This is a genomic window from Thalassococcus lentus, assembly GCF_028023555.1.
GTDB lineage: Bacteria > Pseudomonadota > Alphaproteobacteria > Rhodobacterales > Rhodobacteraceae > Thalassococcus_A > Thalassococcus_A lentus.
Genome location: NZ_JAQIOY010000001.1, coordinates 503159 through 526786 on the forward strand (window position 1 = coordinate 503159; position 23628 = coordinate 526786).

Here is a 23628-nt window from a genome sequence, read left to right on the forward strand (position 1 = left end):
CCATCCATCAGGTGTAGCTGCATAAAGCTTCCCTCGGTGTCGCGTCGCAACAGCCCCCACCCAGTGCGCGGCACCGAGGACCATTCCCCCATATAGACAAGCGCGCAACACGACTGACCCATTGAGGAAAATGTCGCAATAACGCCTTTGGGTTTCCCAAATTAAGCCGCCATTTGACGTCAGAGATAATCGTGTAGCTGCATAAAGCTTCACTCGGCACCGCGCATAAACAGCCCCCACCCAGTGCGCGGTGCCGAGGTTCCCTCCGAAAATCAATGGCCTCACAGATTGACGCGGGTGCGCGCAGGTCTATTGTCCGCCTTGCAAGGGAGGCTTTTTATGCGCGATTTCCACAAACCGGGCCGTTCGGCTGTCATGGCCATGAATGGCATCTGTGCAACGTCTCATCCACTTGCAGCAGGTGCGGCCGTTGATGTTCTGAAATCCGGCGGCAATGCCATGGACGCGGCGATCGCGGGCGCCGTCATCCTCGGGCTTGCCGAGCCGCAAATGACTGGCATTGGGGGCGATTGTTTTGCGCTGATTTCACCGGCTGGCACCGATCAGGTTGTCGCGGTGAACGGATCTGGCCGGTCAGCAGCCACGGCCGACGCAGCGGTTCTGCGCGGCGAAGGTCACCAAACCGTACCTTTGCAATCAGCCCATGCCGTGACCGTGCCGGGTGCAATGGATGCGTTTTGCACAATGTCGGAAAAGTGGGGGCGCCTTGGAATCGCAGACAGTCTGGCGCCGGCAATACGCTATATGGACGAAGGCGTACCGGTGTCTGCGCGTGTCGCATGGGATTGGCAGGGCTGCGCCCCTGTGTTGTCGGGCCATGGCAAAACCCATTTCCTGAACAACGGCGCGATACCGCAATACGGCGACGTTTTCCGGTTGCCGGGCCAGGCCGAAGTTCTGCGTCGCGTGGCCAAAGATGGAAGGAACGCATTCTACGAAGGTGAGATCGCGGACGATATGCTCGCCACTTTGAATGCTTTGGGTGGGGCGCATACGGCCGAAGATTTTGCCGCAACGCAGTGTACGATCGCTGATCCGCTTGGCGGGACATACAAAGGCCAGGAACTGCTTGAGCATCCGCCCAATGGCCAGGGTGTGGTTGCCATTCTTTTGCTGAACATTCTTTCGCACTTTGACATCGCGAATATGGATCCCTTTGGCGCTGAACGTGCCCATATCGAAGCTGAGGCCGCCAAGCTGGCCTATGACGCAAGAAACCGCTTTTTGTCTGACCCTGCCACGATGGACCGACTGGATCACATGACCAGCATGGAGACGGCCAGCGCGCTTGCCGCGTTGATCAATCCCAGCAAGGCAATGGTATCACCGGCGGCGATTTCCGAGGCGGTTCACAAGGATACTATTTACATTACGGTTGTTGATCGTGACCGGATGTCGGTCTCGTTGATCTACTCCATTTTTCACGGGTTTGGTTCGGGTATAGCCTCCGAGAAATTTGGAATCCTGTTCCAGAACCGCGGTGCCGGGTTCTCTTTGGCCGAAGGGCATCCAAACGAGCTGAAGGGCGGCAAACGTCCCATGCATACAATCATTCCTGCGATGCTGCGCGACCAAGGTCGGGTCACAATGCCGTTTGGTGTGATGGGTGGTCAGTATCAGCCCAACGGACACGCACGCGTTGTAACGAATATGCTCGATTTCGGGATGGACCCTCAGGCCGCATTGGACGCGCCACGCAGCTTTGCCGAGAATGGTAAATTGCAGCTGGAACGTGGCTATGGGGACAGTGTTCGGGCGCAGCTTGCGGACATGGGGCATGATATTGAAACGCCTGATGTTCCGATTGGGGGGGCACAGGCAATCCTGATCCATAAAAATGGTGTGCTTGAGGGTGCCTCTGACCCTAGAAAAGATGGCTGCGCGGTCGGTTACTAGAACAGAGCGACACAACCTTGGGCAGAAAATGCCCCGGGTGTTCCGCCATCTTGCCCAAATTTAGCCGCGGACCCGGTTCAGGCTGAGTGCAGTCAAGAAACCGGAGCAGCAAAAATGTTTGGACCCATCGCGTCGTTCGAAAACTTCATGTTCAACGCTTTCAACTTTACCGGACGCGCCACCCGGGCAGAGTACTGGTGGGTCTATTTCATACGGTTTGTTCTGTTCTTCGCGTGTCTGATAGCGGACGTCATCGCGGCGGGCATGGCGCAAACGGTTTCCATCAATCCTTTGGCGTATTTCACACCATGGGCGATCTTGTTGACGATCATTCCGGCAACCTCCCTTTTGGCCCGTCGGTTGCACGATACGGGCCGGTCTTCGTTTTGGATTTTGGTAGCGCTGGTGCCGGGAATTGGGCTGCCTTGGCTGACGGCAATTCTGTGCGCCAAGAGCGAAGACCAAGACAACAAATGGGGCCCAATGCGCAGCCCATCGGGGTTGCGGCCCAAGCAAAAGACCGCATCCGGGAAAACCAAGAGCGATCCAATGATGGGATACGTCACCTTGCTCAAGGCCTCGCGCGAGCCGACCCCCGAAGAAGTGGCCGCACAGCGGGAGCAGATTTCAGAATATTATCGCACGCAAGTGCTTGGGGCGCGCCAAGCCAGTGCCTAGGCGCGCCGCTGTCCATTTAAGCCACAGACGCCGAACAGATCTTGTTGATGTTGCTGCCGAGGGCGTCGTTGAACTCTGAATCGGACTGCTGTTTGGACAGGCCTTCTGTCAGCGCGCGGCTGAACGACGCAATCATCTTTGGCTGGCGGGCCAGCCGTTCGCAGGCCTCGGCAGTGGAATAGCCGCCGGACAGAGCCACGACACGCAGAACGCGGGGGTGATCGGCGAGATCGTCATACAGCCCGTCGTTCGTTGGGATGGTCAGCTTCAGCATCACATCTTGATTGTCATCCAATGCATCCAGATGCTTGAGGCACTCGGCCTTGAGCATGGCTTCGGCTTCGGCTTTCGTTTCCGAGTGGATATCCACCTCAGGCTCAATGATCGGCACAAGACCTGCGTTACAGACCGTTTTGGCCACATCAAACTGTTGGGCGATGACATCAGCGACACCTTTGGCATTGGCCTCGTGGATGACCGACCGTTCCTTCGTTCCAAACACACCAAAGCCTTTTGCCTCTTCCAGCAAGGCTTGGAGACCCGGCATTGGCTTTAGCATCTGTGCCCCGTTTGCCTTGTCTTCCAGACCCTTGTCGATTTTCAGGAATGGAACAATGCCGCGATCTTCCCAGAGCAGCTGCGCAACGGGCTTGCCATCGATATCGCCGCGCATGGTGCGTTCAAAGAGGATCGCACCAATGACTTTCGCATTGGTGAAATCCGGTGCTTTGATGATGCGGGCGCGCATCGCGTGGATTTCGCCGAACATGGCTTCTTCGCCGTCGTACTGATCTTCTTCAACACCGTAGAGCCGCAGTGCTTTGGGCGTTGAGCCGCCCGACTGGTCCAATGCGGCGATAAAGCCGTTGCCTGTCTTGATCTGCTCAACTTGCTTGGAAAATGCATCCGTCATGGTGCCCTCATGTTCTTGAAATCAACCGTTGCGCTGCTCATAGCGCGAAACTTTGGCTCAATATAGAGGGCTAACGCGTTGTTATCGCTAAACCTGCCTTTGCCCCACGCGTCTACCCGGTTGGCTAGGATCCGTTCCGCTTGTTTATCCGCAGCCAAATGCCGTCCTTTGCGCGAACGGTCAGGTGGGCTTCGGGCACGGGAACACGTTCCGCGTCTGCCTCAAAGCTCAGGTCGCGCAGCAACAACGATAGCAGCAGTGTTCCTTCGGCCATGGCAAAAGCGGCCCCTGTACAAACCCTTGGCCCGGCTGAAAATGGCATATAGGCATCGCGCATGCATTGTTTGCCATTTTCGGTTTGCCAACGCGCAGGATCGAACCCATCGGGATTGTCCCACAGGCGTTCGTGGCGGTGCAAATGCCAAGGGCTCAACACGATCTGGCTGGATTTGGGAATGTCGCGATCGCGGAAGTGTTCAGGGCATGTGGTTTCCCGAACCATCATCGGTACAGGTGGATAGAGCCGCAACGCTTCGCGAAAGACATCACGGCTGACGCGCAGCTTTGAAAGTTCGGAAAACGCACCAGTTTTCAAGGCCTGCGCTTCTTGGGCTACCTTGGTCTGCCACTGGGGGTGCGTTGCCATCAGATACAGTGACCAGCCAAGCGCCGAGGCAGACGTTTCATGACCGGCCAGGAAGAAGATCGCAACCTGATCGACCATCTCGTCGGTGGAAAAGGTTTCACCCGTTTCAGGATCACGGGTTGTCATGATCTTTGTCGCCAGATCGTCCGGCGCTGTCCCGGCTTCGATCTCTGCCATTCGCCTTTCTGTCAGTTGCTTGATCAACCCGCGTATCCGCGTCGCCGCTGCGCGGGTGTCCTTGCGGAAAAACCGTGGGATCCAGCGGGGCAAAGGAATGAAAGCCGCAATGTTCAAGATGGGCTGGCTGCGCTGATAGGCGCGGAATTCATGGAACACTTCGGTCGCGATTTCGTCCTCGATCGGAATCGAAAAGAGCGTCCGGAAAATTACATCTGCGGCGGCATGGCTTGCAACTTCTTCCACCTCGACCCATTCACCGGCCTTGGGCTCTAGTCTGGATCCCGCGGATTGGGCGGCTTCCCACATGGCGCCCCAGGTTTCTCGGATGCGACCACCCTCGAATGCAGGATCAATGATCCGCCTTTGCCGTTGCCACTGGGCACCGTTGGTCAGGAAAACGGAGTCTCCCAACAATGGCCTCAGGCCTTCGCTGATCCGGCCGGATTTGGGGAAATCCATGGGCCTGTCTTTCAGAACGGTTTTCACCAATTCCGGCTGATTAACCAAATAGGATCGAAAGAAGGGTGTTTTGAATTCGGCCATCCACGCGCGGTACAGCCTTGCCGGTTGTGCCGACAGGATGTCGGATCGAAACAGTCGGGCGTATTTAAGCAGCGATACTTTTTCTGATCGGCTGGCCGGTTTGGGAGGGATCATGCCGCGAGACTCGTGAATTTGGACACGGCCTTGTCGATGCGGCTGGCTGATGGGGGTCGATCTGCATAGCGTTTAGCAAGGCTGAGAGGACCGGCGGTGATTTGGAAATAATCATAGTCCAGAGGGCGATCGAAGGCGCACAAATACTGGAAATGCAGTCTGAAAAAGCGCCAGCGTAGTTCTTTCCATCGCTCCGGAGACAGCGATTTTGTGAACTGGGCTGAAAACACCAGCGGCCAACGCTTGTTCTCCGGGGCCACTCCGGACACGGACACAGGATCGCATAGCGCAAAAGCACAGCCATCGCCCGGCGCGGTGACGTCGACCCATGTCAGTTCATCGCGTGCCGCCAGATAGTTCAGATCAGCGCGCAGACGATGGGCATCCCGTAGGAAAGAAACCATTGGCACCACTTGCCCGAGAGACAGGAATGCAAGCCGGGGTCCAGTTTCCGGAATGCGGCCTTGCCGGATGAGATCAGACAGGATTGAAACCGCCAAATGCGCGCCGGAGCTGTGCCCGACAACCAGCACTTCGTCGACATCGTCCTGCAGGGCTTTTGCAATGATTTCGGTGAATTCCGCCATGCGGGCCTCGAGCTCGGGGGGATTTGCACCGCGATACCGCGCCGAATAGGCATAGTCATGCATCAGGTAATAGGCAAAGAACTTGCTGTCTTTGATTTTGAACCATCGCAAGACCAGTCCGGCGACGATGATTCCGCAAACCCCGGCCAATCCATGCCCGAACAATCCGGCCAACGGGATCAAGGCCAGCTTGAGACCGGCGAGGACTGCAGCGCCGATGGCAATCGCGATCAGCAATTGCACGAGCAACATTCCAATTGGGTACAGCGCCGCAATAACCGGCCCCTTGCGCAAACGCATCAGTCGAAACAGCGCGCCAGTGGCGATGTATTCCCAAGCGGTTCGGATCAGTTGTCCGTAGGTCGCAAGAATGGAGTTCGACATCGAGTCGCGCACAATGTCTGACCAGACCAAGACCTCAACTTCGGCCTGTGTCTTTGCGTGATCGATTTCGCTTTCGATACGCCAGCCATAGAGACCCTTGGACGTCTTGGGTGCAAGCGAAACATCATAGCCGGATATTTCGGCCTGAGCCGCAGATTCCTTGCGATACAATTCGCGATAGCGTCTGGGGTGAATGGGATCGTAGCCGGGGATGTAGAACACCCGTCGGCGCGAAACGTCCTGTATATTTTTCCGCTCTTCGGCCATGGTTTTCCAGCCTTGTTTGCGGTCATGATAGCGTCACAATCCGGCAAGAGTAAGGCCAATGGCAGAAGCTGGAAACCGTTGCACCTATGCCGCAGCTGTCGCGGGCGGAGCGGGGTTTTCCCGGATGGGCAGATGGATCAATGCGCTGAACGCGCCCACGCCTACGCCGATCCACCAGACCAACGTGTAGTCGCCGTAGGTGTCGTACATCCGTCCGCCCAGCCAAACGCCAAGGAATCCGCCAAGCTGATGGCTGAAAAAGACGATGCCATAGAGAGTGCCCATGTAACGCAATCCATAAAGGTGCGCGATCAGACCAGAGGTCAACGGAACGGTCGCAAGCCACAGCGCGCCCATAACGGACGAAAAGACCAGCACTGAGGTTGGGGTGATTGGCATAAGGATGAACACCGCAGCAGCAATCGTGCGGCCGGTGTAAACGGCGCTCAACAGGTATTTCTTGCTATACCGCTTGCCCAGCCATCCCGCGCTGAGCGTGCCCAGAATGTTGAACAGTCCGATCAGGGAAATCGCCACGGCCCCAAGCGCTGAGGTGGTGGTTATGCCGATCCCGTGCAGCGTGCCGCCTGGCGCAATCGGCCCGCACAGTTCAGTCACAAAAGCGGGGAAATGGGCCGTGATGAATGCCAATTGATAGCCGCAGGAAAAAAAGCCCAGAAAGATCATGCCAAAGGACGGGTCACGCATCGCCTTGGTCAGAATGCTTCCCATGCTTTGTTGTAATTCGGCCTTGGTGGCGGGCCGCGTTGGCGATCGCATGAAGGGCAACATCAGCAACATACCGAGGATCAAACAGGCAAAGACAACAAACACACCCTGCCATGCCATCATCCCGAGTAGCCATTCCGCCAGCGGTGCGCCAACCACTTGCCCGGCACTGCCGGCAGCTGTCACGATGGCCAGTGACATTGATCTGTTTTCATCGCTGGATGCCCGACCGACGACGGCAAGAATGACGCCAAATCCGGTTCCTGCGATCCCGAATCCGACCAACCATTCCAATTGCTGCATTGCAAATGGCGTCGTTGCATAGCTCGAAAGCACCAGACCGGCCGCGTAAACAAGAGCGCCCATGACGATCGCTTTCCGATCCCCGATTTTTTCGGCCAAGGCGCCAAAAAGCGGCTGCCCGATCCCCCAGGCCAAATTCTGGATCGCGATGGCCAGACTGAATTCGCTGCGCAGCCATCCAAATTCATCGGCGATCGGGATTTGAAACACGCCAAAACTGGCGCGCACAGCGAAAGATGTCAGAATGATCAAGCATCCGACTATCAATACTGGGGTCACAAGAGGGCTGGGCCGGTCCATGGCAGTCCTTTCGAATTTCGCGCAAGGTACGCTATTGAGCGCGGCGGTCAATTTCCAAGATGTGGTGGTTGGCATCACCGAAAATGAACCAAAACCGACTACACAAATTCGGGGCCGCAAGGTATCGGAAGACATGCAAACGGTGGAACAGCTATATAACCAACGTGTCGAGCAGGGGCGCCTGAAGGCAGATCCCGCTCAGCAAAGCGCTTTGCCGTCTCTTGAACGTATCCGCGCCGCCGTTGCCGAACCGGCGAAACGGGGATTTTTCCGCAAGGCGCCGGAACCGCCAAAAGGGTTGTATCTATGGGGCGGTGTTGGACGCGGCAAATCCATGCTGATGGATTTGTTTGTCGATACCCTGAACGTGCCCGCCCGGCGGGTACATTTCCATGCTTTCATGCAGGAAATTCATGCCGAAATGCATCGTCTCCGAAGTGATGGTGTAGAGGATCCTATCAAGCCTGTCGCCAAGGCAGTCAGCGATGCCGTGCGTGTGTTGGCCTTTGACGAAATGCAGATCACCGACATCACGGATGCCATGATTGTCGGGCGCTTGTTCGAGCAGTTGTTTGACGCTGGATGCGTTGTCGTGACGACTTCAAATCGGGTGCCGGATGATTTGTACAAGGACGGTTTGAACCGACAGCTGTTCCTGCCGTTCATTGATTTGCTCAAAGACCGCATGGAAGTTCGGGAACTGGCCTCGGACCGGGATCATCGGCAGGATCGGCTGGCTGGATCGCAGGTCTATTTCACGCCCGCCAATGCAGAAGCGCGCAGCCAAATCGATGTACTTTGGAATGAGCTGACCCATGGTCAGGAAGAACCATTGGTCCTGCATGTCAAAGGCCGGGAGGTTGAACTACCGCGGTTTCATAATGCTGCAGCGCGGGCCAGTTTTTTTGATCTGTGTGGGCGGGCACTGGGCCCGGCAGATTACCTGAAACTGGCTGAATGCGTTCGCATTTTGATCGTTGAGGACATTCCCCGCCTTAGCCGTCAGAATTTTAACGAAGCGAAACGCTTTGTGACCCTGATCGACGCGCTCTACGAGGCACGGGTCAAACTGATTGCATCGGCGGCGGCTCAACCGGAAATGCTCTATGTCGAAGGAACGGGCAGTTTCGAGTTTGAGCGAACCGCAAGCCGGCTGCGTGAAATGCAGGGCGTGGAATGGGGCATGGCCGATAGCTGAAAAAAAGGGGTCCCGAAGGACCCCCAAGGCTGCTCGGTATTGGTCTCTGCCAAATTAGGGTGTTTCTGGAATGGTCAGCACCATGCCTGCGCGCACATCCGCCGGACTGCTGAGTAAATCTGTGTTGGCTTGAAGAATGGTCAGATAGCCAACGGTATTTCCGTAGAAACGATATGAGATCCCAGCGAGGCTCTCGCCTTGCTGAACGGTGTAGAGTTGACTTGCCGCCGCGACGGGCGCAGGTGCGGCAGGCTCTGCTGGCTGCGCGAGCGCTGCCAAAGGCGCGGATTTCTGAGTGTCATCGCGCGGTCCGGGTTTTTGCAACTCGCTGACAATGCCCAAGCTCATCTGGTGCAGGGCCTTCATGACATCGTCTTGCGCTGGTTTGTTCAGCTCTGGTGCGATGGTCGCGGTTTCAACCTCGGCTGCGGGTGCAATAGGCGTTGCGGCCTGCATTGGTTCGGTCAAGCCCGCAGGGCGGGCCACGGGCCGCGTTGGGTCGCGTGGCACGCTCTGGGCTGCAACAATCTGAGGCTCGGCGGGAGTGACGGGTGCCAAGGCAGGTTGCAAAGTGAGGAAGTCAGGGTTCGCGCGGCTTACCTCGTTGATGTCCGGTTGCGGCGCGCTGGGGGCAATCACGAAGGTGTAGACAAGACTTGCCGTCGCGGCCGTGAAACATACGGCAAACAACGCCAGACGCATCATGGGTGCGTCCCCCATGGGATGCGATGGTGTGCAATCTGGTTGCGGCGCGCAAGGCAGCAAAACGTCATTGTCAGTCCCCCATGTTCCGCAGCCTTGTGGCAATCAGCTGCATGAACAGGGATTTTATACGTCAAGTGATTCGCACACGTCAACATATAGTAGGGCTGTCAAGCCCTATGAACAGGAAAGCGTTAGACTACAATAGGTTGAAGCTTATTGGGTAGGCAGGATCAGAGTCTGGCCAGCACGCAAATCGTCAGGACGCGACAAAAACGATTGGTTTGCAACGAACAACGGCCCGGTCATGTTGACGTCGCCGTAAATCTCTTCGGCGATCGAAACCAGACTGTCTCCAACCTGAACAACGTAAAGTTGCGGGCCGTCGACGGCGGCCTTGCGCTCTTGCTCCGCAGGCTTTGTCTGACCGTCATCCAGAGACCGGCGAACGATTGTATGCAGCAGACTGCCCGGCTCACCCGGCGCGCTTTCGCGGCCTGTCGCCTGATTGAGGCTCGATAGCGTCCCCCAGGTCATTTTCCGCAGGGATTGATCATCCATGTCACCGGCGGTGACGGTTTGCTGAATTGGCGCCCTTTTGGGGACGGTGGCCTGTTCAGCAGGCTCTGGTTCAACCAAGCGTGGTGCCGGCGTGATTGCTGGTTCTGCGCGTGTCACGGGTTCGGGGAATACCGGATCAGGCGCCCGGTTGCTGCCGGGCTGAAATATGAGCAGGCCTATCGTTATGACCATGAACCCAGCTGCCAAAAGAAACATTCTGATCATGACTGCTGTACCCTTTTAAAAACCACCTGCATTGCGCTCATTGTCCCACCACGGTCGTCAAACCCAGAGCAAGCCAGCTTTGCAGGCCTCCTCGGTAGTACGACAGTTTTTCGGCCGGATAGCCTGCATCCAAAAGGCTACGCAATGCGCGTGGCGCTTCGTCGGCATCTGCGCCTCCGGCAAAGAAGACCAGAGAGAAGGCGTTCGAAAAGTCATTTCCCTGCACTCCAAGCGCATTCAGGAGATCGTCGCGATACGGGTTGTCCGGCTGGACTGTCGCAAAGGGAACGTTCACGGCACCGGGGATTGTTCCGGCGGCAAAGCCTTCAGGCAAACGCGCATCGACCAACAGGCCACGACCGCGCGACGCAAAGCTGTCGAGAAAATCGAGAACCTCGAGCTCACCAATCGTTGCGATACCGGAAGCGGCTTGCATCGGCTGAAGGCATTTTGACGGACAAGCCGGTCCGTTGCGCTCGATCGTCAGGGCGCGTCCGTTCAGGGTGGTTTCAAAACGGGCCATGTCGCGTGTGATGCGCGTATCCTGCGCAAAGGCAGGCGCGGCAGCACATATTGCGGCCAGTCCGGTCAGGGTAAGACCTTGAAACATTGCTCATCCTCAATCGGCTTTGGTTCGCCGTCGCTCTTATCGTTTTTCCAAAATATAGGGCACTTGAGGCGAATCAGTCAATATCTCGGGGGTAGGCACAATCGGGAATACCCCCGGAATTACTGGGAAAATCAGCCGTTTTCGCGCAGAATTGCTCCGGCCAGGTACAAAGAGCCACAAATCAGGACCCGCGCATCCGGTGTCGCGCAGGCGATTTCAACCAGTGCTTCGCGCACATTCGGGGCAGTTTGCGCCGCAAATCCGCAGTCAGCGGCCATCCGTGCCGTGTCTTCTGCGGGTAGCGTGTTGGCCTCACCGGGGATTGAAACGGCAGTCAGAGAAGTGGCCACCTCGGCCAGCGGGGCAAGAAAGCCGCGCGCGTCCTTGGTGTTGAGCATGCCGCAGATCAGGTGTGTCGGTCGTTCCGGAAGCTTGGCGATGTGAGCCGCGAGCGCTTTGCCAGCCGCCGGGTTGTGCCCCCCGTCCAGCCAAAGCTCGGCCTGAGGGGCGGCTTCAACCAGCGGCCCTTTCCGCAAGCGCTGCATTCGCGCTGGCCAAAAGGCGTTTGTGACCGCTGCCTCGCAGGCTTCTTCGTTCAGGTTCAGTGCGCGCAGCGCCGCGCAGGCTGCCCCTGCGTTTTGATATTGGTGCGCGCCCGCCAAATTTGGCAAAGGCAGATCAAGCAGGCCTGTTTCGTCCTGATAGACCAGACGACCGCGTTCTTCCCAAACGTGCCATTGCTGACCATAGGCCAAAAGCGGCGCCGAAAGTGCAATGGCGCGCTGCTCGATAACCTCAAGCCCCTCTTCGGCCTGCGGAGACACGATACAGGGCACACCACGTTTGATGATGCCGGCCTTTTCCCCTGCGATTGCAGTCAGGGTGTTGCCCAGAAACTGTTCGTGATCCATCGAAACAGGCGTGATGATCGTAAGAACCGGTTTTTCGACCACGTTGGTTGCGTCCAGACGCCCGCCAAGACCGACTTCCAGCAGTGTGTAGTCAGCAGGGGTTCTGGCCATCGCAAGAATGGCCGCCACTGTCGTGATCTCAAAATATGTGATCGGCTCGCCACCGTTGGCGGCATAGCATTCATCGAGGATCGCAGTCAGATGGTCCTCGGCGATGAACTCGCCTGCAAGCCGGATGCGTTCGTGGAACCGCGCCAGATGCGGTGAGGTATAGGCATGAACCTTGTGGCCTGCGGCCTCCAACCCGGCGCGGATCATCGCCTGCGTGCTGCCCTTGCCGTTTGTGCCTGCGATATGGATGACTGGGGGCAAATCATTCTGTGGGTTGCCCAACGCATCCAACAGACGCCAGACCCTGTCTAGAACAAGATCCATGACCTTTGGGTGCAGCGCCATCATCCGTTCGAGGATGATGTCCGAACTTGGCGTGCTCATCGCTTTTATTTCGCAGGTGTTTCATTGCCCGGCGCAGGAAGATCCCCCCATGTCGGTGGGGGCATCTGCATGAGCATCCGGGTCAGCATGATGAGCTCTTTGCGCATTTCGCGACGATCAGTAACCCGATCCAGCATCCCGTGTTCCAGAAGATACTCGGCCCTTTGGAAGCCTTCGGGCAGTTTTTCGCGAATGGTCTGTTCGATCACGCGAGGACCGGCAAAGCAGATCAGCGCATTAGGTTCGGCAATCTGGACATCGCCAAGCATCGCATAAGAAGCCGTCACACCACCGGTCGTCGGATGAGTCAGCACAACGATATAGGGCAATCCGGCTTCTTTCAGCATTTGCACGGCGACTGTTGTGCGCGGCATTTGCATCAGGCTCAGAATGCCCTCTTGCATCCGGGCGCCACCGGCGGCTGAAAACAGGACCAAAGGCCGGCCCAGCTTTACGGCTTCTTCGGCGGCGGCGATGATAGCGTTCCCGACATACATGCCCATGGAGCCACCCATAAAGCTGAAATCCTGCGCGGCAGCGATAATGGGTGTACGCCCGATTTCACCCGCGGCAACCAGCATGGATTCTTTTTCACCGGTTGATTTCTGCGCGGCTTTCATTCGATCCGGGTACCGCTTTTGATCGCGGAACTGCAAAGGATCGGTAATCGGTTCAGGCACGGCAATTTCGTTGAACACACCACCGTCAAACAGCGCATAAAACCGGTCGCGTGGGGTGATGTGCATGTGATGGCCGCAGTTTGTGCAGACGTTCAGGTTGTCGCTGATCTCACGGTGGAAGAGCATCGTGCCGCAGCCATCGCATTTCGACCAAAGGTTTTCGGGCGTTTCACGGCGCGAAAAAATAGAGTTGATCCGGGGTCGGACGTAGTTTGAGATCCAGTTCATGGTCAGCCTGCACCTGTTGTGACGGCGCAGACTTAAGCCCGACGCAACGGAAATGCAATCATGCGCGGATTGCGACCCGGGCGGCTAGCCATGCCAATCCGATGGCTACCAGATCAAGAGGAAGCAATGCCCGGACAGCGGCTTCGTTTTCCGGGCCGAAAGGCAAATGGTACAGGGCGAGGCCGGACAGGTCGCCTTGGAGGGATATAACCGCAATGGCGAGCGTGTTGTTTACAAGGTGCAAGGCGATCGCTGGTCCCAGTGTCCCGGCGCGCATGGTCAGATCCGCAGTCGCCAACCCAAACACGAATGCCCAGATCGCCACGAGGATCGCGTTGCTGCCGTATACCGCCGGTGCATAGTGCCCCAGCGCGAACAGCGCCGAAGGCAGTGTCAGCCAAATCAGCGGATGTGCAAATCGCGCGGCCAACTGGCTTTGGAGATATCCGCGAAACAGCAGCTCTTCGCTGCCGGACTGTATCAAGATTGCGCAGAGCGTCAGGGGTAACAGACTGATCCAGACACCCGCGGGCAGGCCGGGGTTCATATCGCGGGACATTGGCCAAGGCGGCAAAATCGCGATTGCGAAAAACAAAACGGACAGCGCCAAGATCACCCGGCCGAACTGACGCCAGAACAGGTCGCGCGCTCCGAAAAGCCCAAAGGGTCTTCGCTGATGAACGAGTTCGGCCGCGACCAGCGCGCCCAGTCCCATCGCTCCCATCAAGAGCAAAAGAACCAGAAGCCCCAGCGCTGTTTTCCCGGTTTCGACATCAGCTGCGAACGACCAAAAAGTATCGGGCTGGATCAGCATTTGCAGTATTGAGAAAAAGGCGCGGGTCAGACCAAGATAGACCGCTGCGACAATGCCCAGTCCAGCGATCAACCGCCAAAGCTCGGCCTTGGGTCGAGCGGGTTCGACCATCTTTTCAAAGCCGGGGTACTGCATCAATTCAATGTCTTTGCCTGTGGTTTGCTGGTCCCGTTGTCTCAACTTCGTTCAGGGCATGTCAAATAAGGCCCTTGGTGCTTGCTGCTACGGCACCCCTTCGTTATTCCGGGGGCAACGAATTTCATGGGAGGAGCCAAGATGCTCAAGCGTCCGTTCGACAAGTCCAAACTGCCCAGCCGTCATGTAACCGAAGGCCCCGAGCGCGCGCCGCATCGGTCTTACTACTATGCGATGGGTATGACCGAAGAGGAAATTCACCAGCCGTTGGTTGGTGTTGCGACCTGCTGGAACGAAGCAGCCCCGTGTAATATCGCGCTGAACCGTCAGGCCCAGGCGGTCAAGATGGGCGTCAAACAGGGCTTTGGCACGCCGCGCGAATTCACAACAATCACCGTCACCGACGGAATCGCGATGGGCCACGAAGGCATGCGTTCTTCGCTGGCGTCGCGCGAAGCGATTGCCGACACCGTTGAGCTGACTATGCGTGGCCATTGCTACGATGCGATTGTCGGCTTGGCCGGGTGCGACAAATCCCTTCCCGGCATGATGATGGCCATGGTGCGTTTGAATGTGCCTTCGGTCTTTATCTACGGCGGGTCCATCCTGCCGGGTAAAGCGCCTCAGGTTCAGGAAATTCCAGAAGACTTCCGCACCCGTGACCTGACGGTTCAGGATATGTTCGAGGCGGTCGGGCGCCATCAGAACGATCAGATGTCTGACGAAGCGCTGGATATGCTGGAACGGGTTGCCTGTCCTTCTGCTGGTGCTTGCGGCGGCCAGTTCACTGCGAATACCATGGCCTGTGTGTCCGAAGCTATTGGCCTCGCGCTGATGAACAGCTCTGGCATGCCCGCCCCCTACGAGTCGCGTGACCAATATGGCGAGGCATCTGGCCGCGCGGTAATGGATCTTGTTGAAAACAACATCCGCGCCCGTGATATCGTAACCCGCAAGTCGCTTGAAAATGCCGCGCGCGTCGTCGCCTGCACAGGTGGTTCCACCAACGCCGGTTTGCACATGCCCGCAATTGCCCACGAGGCAGGCATTGAGTTCTTCCTCGATGATGTATGTGAAATTTTCCGTGATACGCCTTACTTCGTCGATCTGAAGCCCGGCGGTCAGTATGTTGCCAAGGACCTCTACGAAGCGGGCGGTGTGCCCGTCGTGATGAAGGAGTTGCGCAAGGCTGGCCTGATCCACGAGGATTGCATGACCGCATCCGGTAAGACGATCGGTGAGGAACTGGATCAGATCGCCCGCGAGGCGGATGGTCAGGTGATCTACCCGATCGAAACACCGATCACCAAGACAGGCGGTGTCGTCGGTCTGAAGGGTAACCTCGCCCCTCAGGGTGCAATTGTGAAAGTTGCCGGCATTGCGGCAGAAGATCAGGTCTTTACCGGCCCTGCGCGCGTCTTCGAGTGCGAGGAAGATGCCTTCGCCGCCGTCAAAGCGCGCGGCTACGAAGAAGGCGAAGTGATCGTTATTCGCAACGAAGGCCCGGCTGGTGGCCCCGGTATGCGTGAAATGCTGGCGACGACCGCTGCGCTGTCCGGTCAGGGCATGGGCAAGAAGGTTGCGCTGATCACCGATGGCCGTTTCTCGGGTGCGACCCGTGGGTTCTGTGTGGGTCACGTAGGACCAGAAGCCGCGCACGGCGGACCAATCGCGATGCTGCGGGACGGTGACATGATTACCATCGACGCAGTCTCTGGTTCTCTGAGTGTGGATCTGAGTGAAGATGAACTGGCAGCCCGCAAGGCGGATTGGAAAGGCCCGCGCGAGACGATCTATGCTTCCGGCGCCCTGTGGAAATATGCTCAGCTGGTTGGCGAAACTTATAAGGGTGCGGTGACGCAACCGGGTGGCGGCGCTGAAAAGCACGTCTACGCCGACCTGTAAGGCGTTCGGTATCATGTGTTCTGTTTTACGAGTTCTGGCCTGCTGCCTTTTGGTGGCGGGCTGCGCGAATGGTGTTCCCGAGTCTGGCCCAAGTCAAAAGACTGGTAATGGCGGATTTCTGAGTGGTTTGTTGGGCAACGACAGCAATGCTGCCGCTGGCAGTTCGACCGCGGCCAAACCGGGTACACGACCAAGGATGCCAACACCCTTGTCCAAGGTTGCTTTGGCTGGTGGAGACGTGATTGTCGGCGGACCTGACAACTACTGTATCGATCCGACCACAGTTCAGAAACGGACCGAACGCGGATTTGCCGTGATTGCGTCGTGCCGGATTTTGTCGGGCGGACGTGCCGGTGATCCGGTTGATCCAGCCCTGATCACCGTGACCGTCGGGCCGCGTGGGGATATGTCTGACCTGCCAAGTCCGAACACGCTGGCGGACGTCCATGGTGCGCCGCTCGTGATGGGCCAAAGCGCGAATGATTTCGTAGCCGCAAATCTGGCCCAGGGCGGACAGCAATTTCTGGCGGGTGGCGATGATCGGCACTGGCGCGCTGCCTTCGTGCAAGGCGAGCGGCTGATCGGTTTGGCGCTTTACGCACCAAAGGGCAGCCCGCTGGCTGGCGACGCCGGGGTTTCATTGCTGTTGCGGGTCAAATCACGCATCGAAACACTGTCGCCGGGCGGCGCGAATGCAACAGCGTCACAATCCGTGTCTGGTCCGACACAAGGTGGCGGCTTGCTAGGGCGTTTATTCAATCGTTAGAGTTGTCGGTAATGTTGTCAGATGTGATGCAATCACACGCTGCACTTTGATGCGGGACAAAACATAAAGTGGTACGGGGCACTTTCTGATGGGTCAGGAAAAACAGGGTTGGTTTGAGCGCACGCTCTATTCTGGTGCCCTGCGCCGTTGGAAACGTGCGGCCAAGCAGGCGGGCGAAACTGATCTGCCCGAATTGCGCCGTCAACGGTCGATGGCACGCCGTCTCAAGCAACACGTTGACCAACTGATCCAAGTTGCGGATGGACGACTTGCATTGCCGTTAATCGGCAACCAATCCTTTCCTCGACCGGTCGATGCGGATTGGGCGTGGCGTCCCGAATTGTGGTGCGGGCCTTTGCCGACCCCGGGCATGTCGTCGGTCGAGTCCAAGTCCATGCTTGGCAAAGAGGTGACGCTTTTTCATGACTGCCGTCACTCGGAACTGACTCTGCGCCAGTTGCGCAACATGCGTGAGGCCGATCTGGCCGCCTATGGCCTGCGGATGGATGTTTTCAAATTCGATGGCTCATATCTGTCGCTGGCCGTCGATTTGCCTGAAAGCGCAGGGCGGGGGCTGATCCGCAAGCATCTGATCCGGATTGAAACGATCGTTGAGATGGAAAAGCCGCTGGAAATCTTTGCGCGCCTGAACATCAAACACGGCCCGAACACCGAACAGGTTGTGCGGGAATTGCCGTTGAATCAGGAAGACATCGTTGTCGAATTTGATCTGGCCTACACCAAACTCAATGAAAAGCGCATCGAGAGGATCTGGCTGGATCTCATTTTCGAAGGACCGCAAATGAATCAGGTGATCCTGCGAGACCTCACATTCTCAAGACGCAAGCGCGCCGAACTCTGAGCCGAAGGAAACCCCGGAAATGAGCGTTTTCTCACTGACCAAGACACGTTTCAAAGAAGGCGTCTGGGAAGGCCTGCTGGTGGCCAAGACCAAAGAGGCGCCGGCCCCGGACATCGTGGTCACACTGAACGATCAGACTGTGCCGGGTGTCGTTTTGGCCGATACGGGGCAGGCCGGACGTTGGGCTGTCGAAGTGCCGGTTCCAAAAGACGCCATCGGGGACGGTGTGCAGACCTTTTTGATCCTTGATGCGCACAGCGACATTGTTCTCGACAGCTTCACACTGATTGCTGGTGAGGTGTTGGGCGATGACATTCGTGCCGAAGTGGAATTGCTGCGAGCCGAGCTTGATATGCTAAAACGCGCTTTCCGCCGTCATTGTCTGGAAACTATGTAGGCTGAACGCCTGTTTCGAACGCGCCGACGCACATCAAAAGACGTGACCGGTAATTCGGATGTTGGGTCCGGATCGCTCTGCGCTGCATTGACCCTTGCTGCCCGGAGGTTCATTGATTGACCAAGCAGCACCGGAGTTTTCATGTCGCCCTTCCGAGGCATTCTATTCAAATTGTCTGCGGTGTTTCTTTTCACCATCATGGCATCGCTGATCAAAGCGACCTCGGCCGATGTGCCGCCGGGGCAGGCGGTGTTCTTTCGATCCTTCTTTGCCATTCCGGTGATCATTACTTGGCTGGCCTTGCGCGGGGATCTGACGACAGGGTTCCGGGCAAGCAATCCGATGGGTCATGTCTGGCGGGGCATCATTGGTGTGACCGCGATGGGATGTGGTTTCGCGGCGCTTGGTCTTTTGCCACTGCCCGAAGTCACGGCGCTGGGATACGCGGCACCTCTGTTGACGGTCTTGTTCGCGGCGGCCCTGTTGGGCGAAAGGCTGCGCCTGTTTCGTCTGTCCGCCGTCGGTGTTGGTCTGGTGGGCGTTGTGATTGTGTTGTGGCCACGGCTATCGATTGATGAGGTCGAAACCGTTGCACTGATTGGCGCTGGGCTGACACTGGTCTCGGCGGCCTTTCGCGCGCTGGCGCAAATCCACATACGCCGTCTTGTGGCAACCGAAGAAACCTCTGCCATCGTCTTTTACTTTTCGCTCACAGCCAGCGGGTTTGCGCTGCTGACTATACCGTTTGGATGGACCTGGCCGGGGTGGACTGCGATTGCCATGTTGATCGGAGCAGGTCTGATTGGGGGCGTTGCGCAAATCTTGCTGACGACCTCTTACAAACATTCCGAGGCGGCATTGCTGGCGCCGTTTGACTATGCGTCCATCCTCTTTGCAATCTTGTTCGGCTACGTATTTTTTGACGAAACGCCCACAACCATGGTTCTGATCGGATCGGGCATCGTTGTTTTGGCTGGTATCTTGATCATCTGGCGCGAACGCCAGCTTGGTCTGCGTCGTGGCAAGGCGCGTCCGGGCATGACCCCGAACGGCTGACTAAAGATCAAAGGCGCTGGCCATAGCATAGGCAGGCCAGAGCAGGGCGCGTCTGTGACGCCCAAGAGGAAACCGTTTAGGCACGGCTTTCATCGCGGCGGGATAGTTACTCCGCGGCGCTTCATTCTGTGCAAGTGAGGCCAGCAGTTTGCCGGCGTAGGTGCCCATCGCAACACCGTTGCCGTGAAATCCTAGGCCTGCAAACAGCCCATTGTGACCCGGAACAGGTCCGACAAATGGCGTCAGGCCAGCCATCAGACACACCAGTCCTTGCCAGCTATGGGTGATTTCCACTGCGCTCCATGCCGGGAACAGTCTGGCGAAATCCTTGCGAATTTGTGCTTCGATCCGTGTGTTTGCACGTGCGCTGGCCTTTAGGCCGCCGCGCATCCCAAAGAGAAACCTTCGATTGGGCATGAGGCGGAAGTAGTGCAGCAGGGTGCGGCTGTCGTATGCCATCTGATTTGAATGCCAACCGGCTGCATCAAGCTCGGCATCGGTCAGAGGGCGCGTGACGATCACGCTGGATTGCGTTGGCAGATAGCGGGCGCGTAGCCAATCGGGCAGATCTTCGGACGAATATCCATTGGTTGCCAAAATGACCCGCTGCGCGGTGATCGTCCCTTTCGGTGTTCGCAGGCGCCAGTTGTCCCCAAATCGGTCCAGAGACTCGACCGGCGAGAAATCAAACAACTGTGCACCTTCTCCGATTGCAGCCTGAGCAAGTCCCGAATGATATTTTCGGGGGTTCAGGCCAAAGCCGATCGGAATCGTCATGGCGCCGTGCCATGGCCCGCCCAGCCCATCCTGCCGAAGCGCGTGCTGCGGGGTCAAAATGGGCGAAACGTCGTAGTCTTCTGCGGCAGTCGCGGCCTCGGACTGCATGGAGGACCAGGCTTTGGCGGAATGCGCCAGCAGAGTTTCACCCTGTGAGTGTCTATCGACGTCCAGAGCCAATTGATCGATCAGGCTGCCCACCAGGTCTACAGCGGCAACTTCTGTTTGCCGCCATTCCGCCAATCCATCTTTTCCGAACCGGTGGGCAAGCGAGGCCCGCGATGCCTTGGCTCCGCCGAGACAGCAAAATCCGCCGTTGCGACCCGATGCACCATAGCCTGAGTGTTCCGCTTCGAGCACGGTTGTCTGGATACCTGCCTGAGCAAGATGGTAGGCCGCTGAAACCCCGGTAAACCCACCGCCGATAATGGCCACGTCGGTTTGCAGGTCTTCTGTCAACGCACCCCAGGAGGCGGGCTCAACCGTGTCGGCCCAATAACAGGCGCCTTGCGGGCCATAGGCGGCGGGCTCGTAAATCCGCTTCATGCGGTACGCGCAGCGGCCTGTTCGTCGCGGGCCTGTTGCAGCGCGGTCCTTTTGGAAATTAGCGAGGCCGTGATGACACCCACCGTGACAATGCCGATCATGATGGTTGAAAGGGCATTGATTTCGGGGCTGACTCCCAGCCTGACCGCCGAAAATACCTTGATCGGCAACGTCGTTGCTCCGGGCCCCGTTGTAAAACTTGCGATGACAAGATCATCGAGTGACAGCGTGAAGGCCAGCAACCAACCAGAGATAACAGCAGGCGCAATGATTGGCAGGGTGACCAGCCGGAAGGCATCGAACGGTGATGCGCCCAGATCGAGCGCAGCCTCTTCGAGCGAACGGTCGAAACTGGTTAGCCGCGAGGACACGACCACGGACACAAAGCACATCGAAAACGTCGTATGGGCCAGCACGACAGTCAGCACGCCGCGATCCAGCCCAATGCCGATAAAGAGCAAGAGCAAAGACAGGCCAGTAATAACCTCTGGCATGACCAAGGGCGCGTAGATCATCCCGGAAAACAGGGTGCGCCCGGGGAACCGACCGCCACGCACCAGAACCTGCGCGGCCATGGTGCCCAGCACGGTGGCCAGTGTTGATGAAAAGAACGCGACCTTGACCGTGACCCATGCGGCATCGAGGAATTCTTCGTTCTGCAGGAGTTCGCCGTACCACTTGGTTGAAAACCCGGCCCAAACGGTGACCAGTCTGGATTCGTTGAACGAATAGATCACAAGAATGATCATCGGCAGGTACAGAAAGGCAAAGCCGAGCGTCAGGGACGTTGCGTTGAACCAGCTGAACTGTCTCATGACGTGCACCCGTTGGCATGGGTGTTCGACTGATCAAAACGAGGTGAGCGCGAGCCGGTCATCCTTCTGCCTCGCGCTGTTTTTGTTCGTTGCGTTGGAACAGGACGATTGGGATGATCAGGATCAGAAGCAGGATGACGGCCACGGCCGACGCGACCGGCCAATCCCGGTTCGAAAAGAACTCTTCCCACAGAACTTTTCCGATCATCAGCGTTTCTGACCCACCGAGCAGCGATGGGATGACAAACTCACCCAGTGTTGGGATGAAGACCAGAAAACACCCTGCGATGACGCCGCCCTTGGACAGCGGCAAGGTCACCAGCCAAAACGCCGTGGTGCGTGAACAGCCCAGATCCTCTGCCGCTTCGAGCAGGCTGTCATCAAGCTTTTCCAGCGCCGAATAGATCGGCAGGATCATGAACGGCAGGTAGGTATATACGATCCCGATGTAGACTGCTGTCTGCGTATTCAGAATCTGTAGCGGTTCAGAGATTGCTCCGATTCCGATCAGGAACTGGTTCAGCACACCTTCTGTCGAAAGTATCCCCATCCACGAGTAAACCCGGATCAGAAAGCTGGTCCAGAAGGGCAGAATGACCAGCATCAAAAGCGTCGGGCGCCATTCCTTTGCGGCGCGGGCCATGGCGTAGGCAATTGGGTAGCCGACCACCAAAGTGATTGCCGTGGACAGCGCGGCGATTTTGAGTGAGCTCAGATAGGCCTTCCAGTAGAGATCGTCGCTTGTCAAAAAGACAAAATTTTCAAAATCCAGCTGAGTGATAAAGTCCCAAACCGCAGCAAGACCTCCGGTAAGATCGAGTTGCGGCATGTAAGGGGGACGCGCCAGTGCGATGTCGGACAGCGAAATCTTGAGCACGATGGCAAAGGGCACCAGAAACAGTGCCAACAGCCAAATATAAGGCAGAGCAATGAGGAAGGTGCGCCGCATCATTCGGTCAGCACCACGCCGGCGGTGGCGGAAAAGCTGACCCAGACCTCGTCTTCCCATGTGATGTTGCGGCGGGATACGCGACGGGTGTTGGCAACTTGTGCCTTGACCATCGTGCCGGTCTTCAGCTCGACATGGTAGGTCGAGATGTTACCCAAGTAGGCAATGTCGATGACCTTGCCACGCATCACGTTGGGCGCGTCAGGTTTGGTTTTGGCGATGCCCATTTTTTCCGGACGCAACGCAAGCACAACTTCTTTGCCGTCAAATTCAGGATCGCCGTTGGCCGCGATCAACGCAGGTGTGTTTTCCGCCCAATCAATGGTCAGGCCGCCCTCAGGAACGTGGACTGGCGCCTGAAGTTCTGCAGCGGCCGCCAATTCGGCTTTGGTGGGCGCAGGCAGGGCTTTGGGTTCGTCAACGCGCTGTCCCAGAATTGGAGCAAGCAGACGATCATGCAGCCACTTGCCATAGTCATTTGGCTGCGGTTTTCGCGGATCTTCGTCAGTTTCGATTTTCGTGACGGGTTCTGGCTTGGTTTCCGATTCCGGTGCCGCGGGCGCAGCGGTCGCTACATTGCGCAGATTGGCCGTGCCCCGGATCAGGTTCACATCACCGATAAAGCTCGCAACATACACCGAATTGGGGGCCTCATAGATCGTCTGTGGCGTCGCAACCTGAACCATCTTGCCTTCGTCCATGACGGCGACGCGACTTGCCACGGTCATCGCCTCTTCCTGATCATGGGTGACAATGACAAATGTGGTGCCCGTTGTTTCCTGAATGTCCATCAATTCAAACTGCGTTTCTTCGCGCAGTTTGCGATCAAGCGCCCCAAGCGGTTCGTCCAGCAGCAACAGCTTTGGAGCCTTTGCCAACGAACGTGCCAAGGCCACACGCTGGCGCTGACCTCCGGAAATCTGATGTGGCTTGCGGTTCGCAAATTTCTCAAGGCGTGTCAGCCTCAGCATTTCGTCGACCCGCGATGCGATCGAATCCTTGTCGCGCTTTTCGCGGCGCAGACCAAATGCGATGTTGTCCCATACGGACAGATGCGGGAACAGCGCGTAGCTCTGGAACATCATGTTCACCGCGCGCTTGTTCGGGGGAACATCACCGATGTCGCGGCCTGAGAGCAAAATTTGCCCTTCTGTTGGTGTTTCAAACCCGGCCAGCATCCGCATCATCGTTGTCTTGCCGCAGCCTGAGGGCCCGAGCAGAGCGAAAAATTCGCGTTCAAAGATGTCCAGGGTCAGGTTGTCAATTGCGGTGAAGTCGCCAAAGCGCTTGGTCACACCCTTGAACTGAATCAACGGTTTTTCGATGGGGTCGTTCCACGGCTCAAACGCTGCGGTGCTGGGGGATTGCTTTGGTTTAACTTTTGACTGTGCCATTGCGGCTCCGGCGCATGAAAAAAGCCCGCGCCCCCAATAAA

General features: G+C 57.4%; 22 protein-coding genes. 8 read left to right on the forward strand and 14 right to left on the reverse strand.

The window, feature by feature from the left end:
• The first annotated feature begins 339 nt into the window (after positions 1-339).
• A complete protein-coding gene (locus PFY00_RS02440) occupies positions 340-1917 on the forward strand; it encodes a gamma-glutamyltransferase family protein (RefSeq protein WP_271430922.1) in 1578 nt (525 codons plus the stop codon).
• Between the two features lie 114 nt (positions 1918-2031).
• The gene (locus tag PFY00_RS02445; protein WP_271430923.1) at positions 2032-2595 is read left to right on the forward strand and encodes a DUF805 domain-containing protein; all 564 of its coding nucleotides are present in this window, start codon (positions 2032-2034) and stop codon (positions 2593-2595) included.
• Between the two features lie 16 nt (positions 2596-2611).
• Here the strand turns inward: PFY00_RS02445 and PFY00_RS02450 are convergent, their stop codons facing one another.
• From PFY00_RS02450 to PFY00_RS02465, 4 genes are all read right to left on the reverse strand, one after another.
• Positions 2612-3508: a fructose bisphosphate aldolase gene (locus tag PFY00_RS02450; RefSeq protein ID WP_271430924.1), complete on the reverse strand. Its 897-nt coding sequence runs from the start codon at positions 3506-3508 to the stop codon at positions 2612-2614.
• A gap of 124 nt (positions 3509-3632) precedes the next feature.
• The gene (locus PFY00_RS02455; RefSeq protein WP_271430925.1) at positions 3633-4991 is read right to left on the reverse strand and encodes a cytochrome P450; all 1359 of its coding nucleotides are present in this window, start codon (positions 4989-4991) and stop codon (positions 3633-3635) included.
• A complete protein-coding gene (locus PFY00_RS02460; protein WP_271430926.1) occupies positions 4988-6229 on the reverse strand; it encodes a hypothetical protein in 1242 nt (413 codons plus the stop codon). The genes PFY00_RS02455 and PFY00_RS02460 overlap by 4 nt, the downstream gene beginning before the upstream one ends.
• Positions 6230-6313: 84 nt before the next feature.
• Complete coding sequence (locus tag PFY00_RS02465; protein WP_271430927.1) at positions 6314-7561, reverse strand: MFS transporter; 1248 nt, start codon at positions 7559-7561, stop codon at positions 6314-6316.
• Between the two features lie 133 nt (positions 7562-7694).
• On the opposite strand from PFY00_RS02465, the gene zapE reads away from it, so the two are divergent.
• Positions 7695-8759, forward strand: coding sequence for a cell division protein ZapE (gene zapE / locus PFY00_RS02470; RefSeq protein ID WP_271431445.1), 1065 nt, complete (start codon positions 7695-7697; stop codon positions 8757-8759).
• A 54-nt stretch (positions 8760-8813) separates the two neighbouring features.
• Here zapE and PFY00_RS02475 read toward each other — a convergent pair whose 3' ends face one another.
• From PFY00_RS02475 to PFY00_RS02500, 6 genes are all read right to left on the reverse strand, one after another.
• Entirely contained in the window at positions 8814-9479 is a 666-nt protein-coding gene (locus PFY00_RS02475) for a LysM peptidoglycan-binding domain-containing protein (RefSeq protein ID WP_271430928.1), read from the reverse strand.
• Between the two features lie 198 nt (positions 9480-9677).
• The gene (locus PFY00_RS02480) at positions 9678-10238 is read right to left on the reverse strand and encodes a LysM peptidoglycan-binding domain-containing protein (RefSeq protein WP_271430929.1); all 561 of its coding nucleotides are present in this window, start codon (positions 10236-10238) and stop codon (positions 9678-9680) included.
• Positions 10239-10284: 46 nt separating this feature from the next.
• The gene (locus PFY00_RS02485) at positions 10285-10857 is read right to left on the reverse strand and encodes a rhodanese-like domain-containing protein (RefSeq protein ID WP_271430930.1); all 573 of its coding nucleotides are present in this window, start codon (positions 10855-10857) and stop codon (positions 10285-10287) included.
• A 131-nt stretch (positions 10858-10988) separates the two neighbouring features.
• Positions 10989-12263: a bifunctional folylpolyglutamate synthase/dihydrofolate synthase gene (locus PFY00_RS02490; protein ID WP_271430931.1), complete on the reverse strand. Its 1275-nt coding sequence runs from the start codon at positions 12261-12263 to the stop codon at positions 10989-10991.
• Between the two features lie 5 nt (positions 12264-12268).
• The gene (gene accD, locus PFY00_RS02495; protein ID WP_271430932.1) at positions 12269-13171 is read right to left on the reverse strand and encodes an acetyl-CoA carboxylase, carboxyltransferase subunit beta; all 903 of its coding nucleotides are present in this window, start codon (positions 13169-13171) and stop codon (positions 12269-12271) included.
• 58 nt (positions 13172-13229) lie between these two features.
• Positions 13230-14165: a CPBP family intramembrane glutamic endopeptidase gene (locus PFY00_RS02500; RefSeq protein ID WP_271430933.1), complete on the reverse strand. Its 936-nt coding sequence runs from the start codon at positions 14163-14165 to the stop codon at positions 13230-13232.
• 96 nt (positions 14166-14261) lie between these two features.
• On the opposite strand from PFY00_RS02500, the gene ilvD reads away from it, so the two are divergent.
• The 5 genes from ilvD to PFY00_RS02525 all read left to right on the forward strand — a co-directional run bounded on the left by ilvD (position 14262) and on the right by PFY00_RS02525 (position 19106).
• A complete protein-coding gene (gene ilvD, locus PFY00_RS02505) occupies positions 14262-16025 on the forward strand; it encodes a dihydroxy-acid dehydratase (protein ID WP_271430934.1) in 1764 nt (587 codons plus the stop codon).
• Positions 16026-16038: 13 nt separating this feature from the next.
• Positions 16039-16791, forward strand: a complete 753-nt coding sequence (locus tag PFY00_RS02510; protein WP_271430935.1) for a dihydroxy-acid dehydratase — start codon at positions 16039-16041, stop codon at positions 16789-16791.
• Positions 16792-16879: 88 nt separating this feature from the next.
• Positions 16880-17653, forward strand: coding sequence for a DUF6478 family protein (locus tag PFY00_RS02515; RefSeq protein ID WP_271430936.1), 774 nt, complete (start codon positions 16880-16882; stop codon positions 17651-17653).
• A gap of 19 nt (positions 17654-17672) precedes the next feature.
• Positions 17673-18050, forward strand: coding sequence for a hypothetical protein (locus PFY00_RS02520; protein ID WP_271430937.1), 378 nt, complete (start codon positions 17673-17675; stop codon positions 18048-18050).
• A gap of 141 nt (positions 18051-18191) precedes the next feature.
• Positions 18192-19106 carry a DMT family transporter gene (locus tag PFY00_RS02525; protein ID WP_271430938.1) on the forward strand — a complete coding sequence of 305 codons (915 nt, stop codon included), beginning with the start codon at positions 18192-18194 and terminating at the stop codon, positions 19104-19106.
• On the opposite strand, the gene PFY00_RS02530 is transcribed toward PFY00_RS02525, so the two are convergent.
• Genes PFY00_RS02530 through PFY00_RS02545 form a run of 4 tightly spaced genes read right to left on the reverse strand, consistent with a single transcriptional unit; the run spans position 19107 to position 23587 of the window.
• Positions 19107-20429: an NAD(P)/FAD-dependent oxidoreductase gene (locus tag PFY00_RS02530; protein WP_271430939.1), complete on the reverse strand. Its 1323-nt coding sequence runs from the start codon at positions 20427-20429 to the stop codon at positions 19107-19109.
• Entirely contained in the window at positions 20426-21244 is an 819-nt protein-coding gene (locus PFY00_RS02535; RefSeq protein ID WP_271430940.1) for an ABC transporter permease, read from the reverse strand. The genes PFY00_RS02530 and PFY00_RS02535 overlap by 4 nt, the downstream gene beginning before the upstream one ends.
• Before the next feature lie 58 nt (positions 21245-21302).
• Positions 21303-22193 (reverse strand): ABC transporter permease subunit, encoded by an 891-nt coding sequence (locus PFY00_RS02540; RefSeq protein ID WP_271431446.1) that lies wholly within the window; start codon positions 22191-22193, stop codon positions 21303-21305.
• Positions 22193-23587, reverse strand: coding sequence for an ABC transporter ATP-binding protein (locus PFY00_RS02545; protein ID WP_271430941.1), 1395 nt, complete (start codon positions 23585-23587; stop codon positions 22193-22195). The genes PFY00_RS02540 and PFY00_RS02545 overlap by 1 nt, the downstream gene beginning before the upstream one ends.
• Positions 23588-23628 lie beyond the last annotated feature (41 nt).

Coding starts and splice junctions, on each gene's coding strand:
- PFY00_RS02440 (WP_271430922.1), top strand. CDS start 340: ATGCGCGATTTCCACAAACCGGGCCGTTCGGCTGTCATGGCCATGAAT.
- PFY00_RS02445 (WP_271430923.1), top strand. CDS start 2,032: ATGTTTGGACCCATCGCGTCGTTCGAAAACTTCATGTTCAACGCTTTC.
- PFY00_RS02450 (WP_271430924.1), bottom strand. CDS start 3,508: ATGACGGATGCATTTTCCAAGCAAGTTGAGCAGATCAAGACAGGCAAC.
- PFY00_RS02455 (WP_271430925.1), bottom strand. CDS start 4,991: ATGATCCCTCCCAAACCGGCCAGCCGATCAGAAAAAGTATCGCTGCTT.
- PFY00_RS02460 (WP_271430926.1), bottom strand. CDS start 6,229: ATGGCCGAAGAGCGGAAAAATATACAGGACGTTTCGCGCCGACGGGTG.
- PFY00_RS02465 (WP_271430927.1), bottom strand. CDS start 7,561: ATGGACCGGCCCAGCCCTCTTGTGACCCCAGTATTGATAGTCGGATGC.
- zapE (WP_271431445.1), top strand. CDS start 7,695: ATGCAAACGGTGGAACAGCTATATAACCAACGTGTCGAGCAGGGGCGC.
- PFY00_RS02475 (WP_271430928.1), bottom strand. CDS start 9,479: ATGGGGGACGCACCCATGATGCGTCTGGCGTTGTTTGCCGTATGTTTC.
- PFY00_RS02480 (WP_271430929.1), bottom strand. CDS start 10,238: ATGTTTCTTTTGGCAGCTGGGTTCATGGTCATAACGATAGGCCTGCTC.
- PFY00_RS02485 (WP_271430930.1), bottom strand. CDS start 10,857: ATGTTTCAAGGTCTTACCCTGACCGGACTGGCCGCAATATGTGCTGCC.
- PFY00_RS02490 (WP_271430931.1), bottom strand. CDS start 12,263: ATGAGCACGCCAAGTTCGGACATCATCCTCGAACGGATGATGGCGCTG.
- accD (WP_271430932.1), bottom strand. CDS start 13,171: ATGAACTGGATCTCAAACTACGTCCGACCCCGGATCAACTCTATTTTT.
- ilvD (WP_271430934.1), top strand. CDS start 14,262: ATGCTCAAGCGTCCGTTCGACAAGTCCAAACTGCCCAGCCGTCATGTA.
- PFY00_RS02510 (WP_271430935.1), top strand. CDS start 16,039: ATGTGTTCTGTTTTACGAGTTCTGGCCTGCTGCCTTTTGGTGGCGGGC.
- PFY00_RS02515 (WP_271430936.1), top strand. CDS start 16,880: ATGGGTCAGGAAAAACAGGGTTGGTTTGAGCGCACGCTCTATTCTGGT.
- PFY00_RS02520 (WP_271430937.1), top strand. CDS start 17,673: ATGAGCGTTTTCTCACTGACCAAGACACGTTTCAAAGAAGGCGTCTGG.
- PFY00_RS02525 (WP_271430938.1), top strand. CDS start 18,192: ATGTCGCCCTTCCGAGGCATTCTATTCAAATTGTCTGCGGTGTTTCTT.
- PFY00_RS02530 (WP_271430939.1), bottom strand. CDS start 20,429: ATGAAGCGGATTTACGAGCCCGCCGCCTATGGCCCGCAAGGCGCCTGT.
- PFY00_RS02535 (WP_271430940.1), bottom strand. CDS start 21,244: ATGAGACAGTTCAGCTGGTTCAACGCAACGTCCCTGACGCTCGGCTTT.
- PFY00_RS02540 (WP_271431446.1), bottom strand. CDS start 22,193: ATGCGGCGCACCTTCCTCATTGCTCTGCCTTATATTTGGCTGTTGGCA.
- PFY00_RS02545 (WP_271430941.1), bottom strand. CDS start 23,587: ATGGCACAGTCAAAAGTTAAACCAAAGCAATCCCCCAGCACCGCAGCG.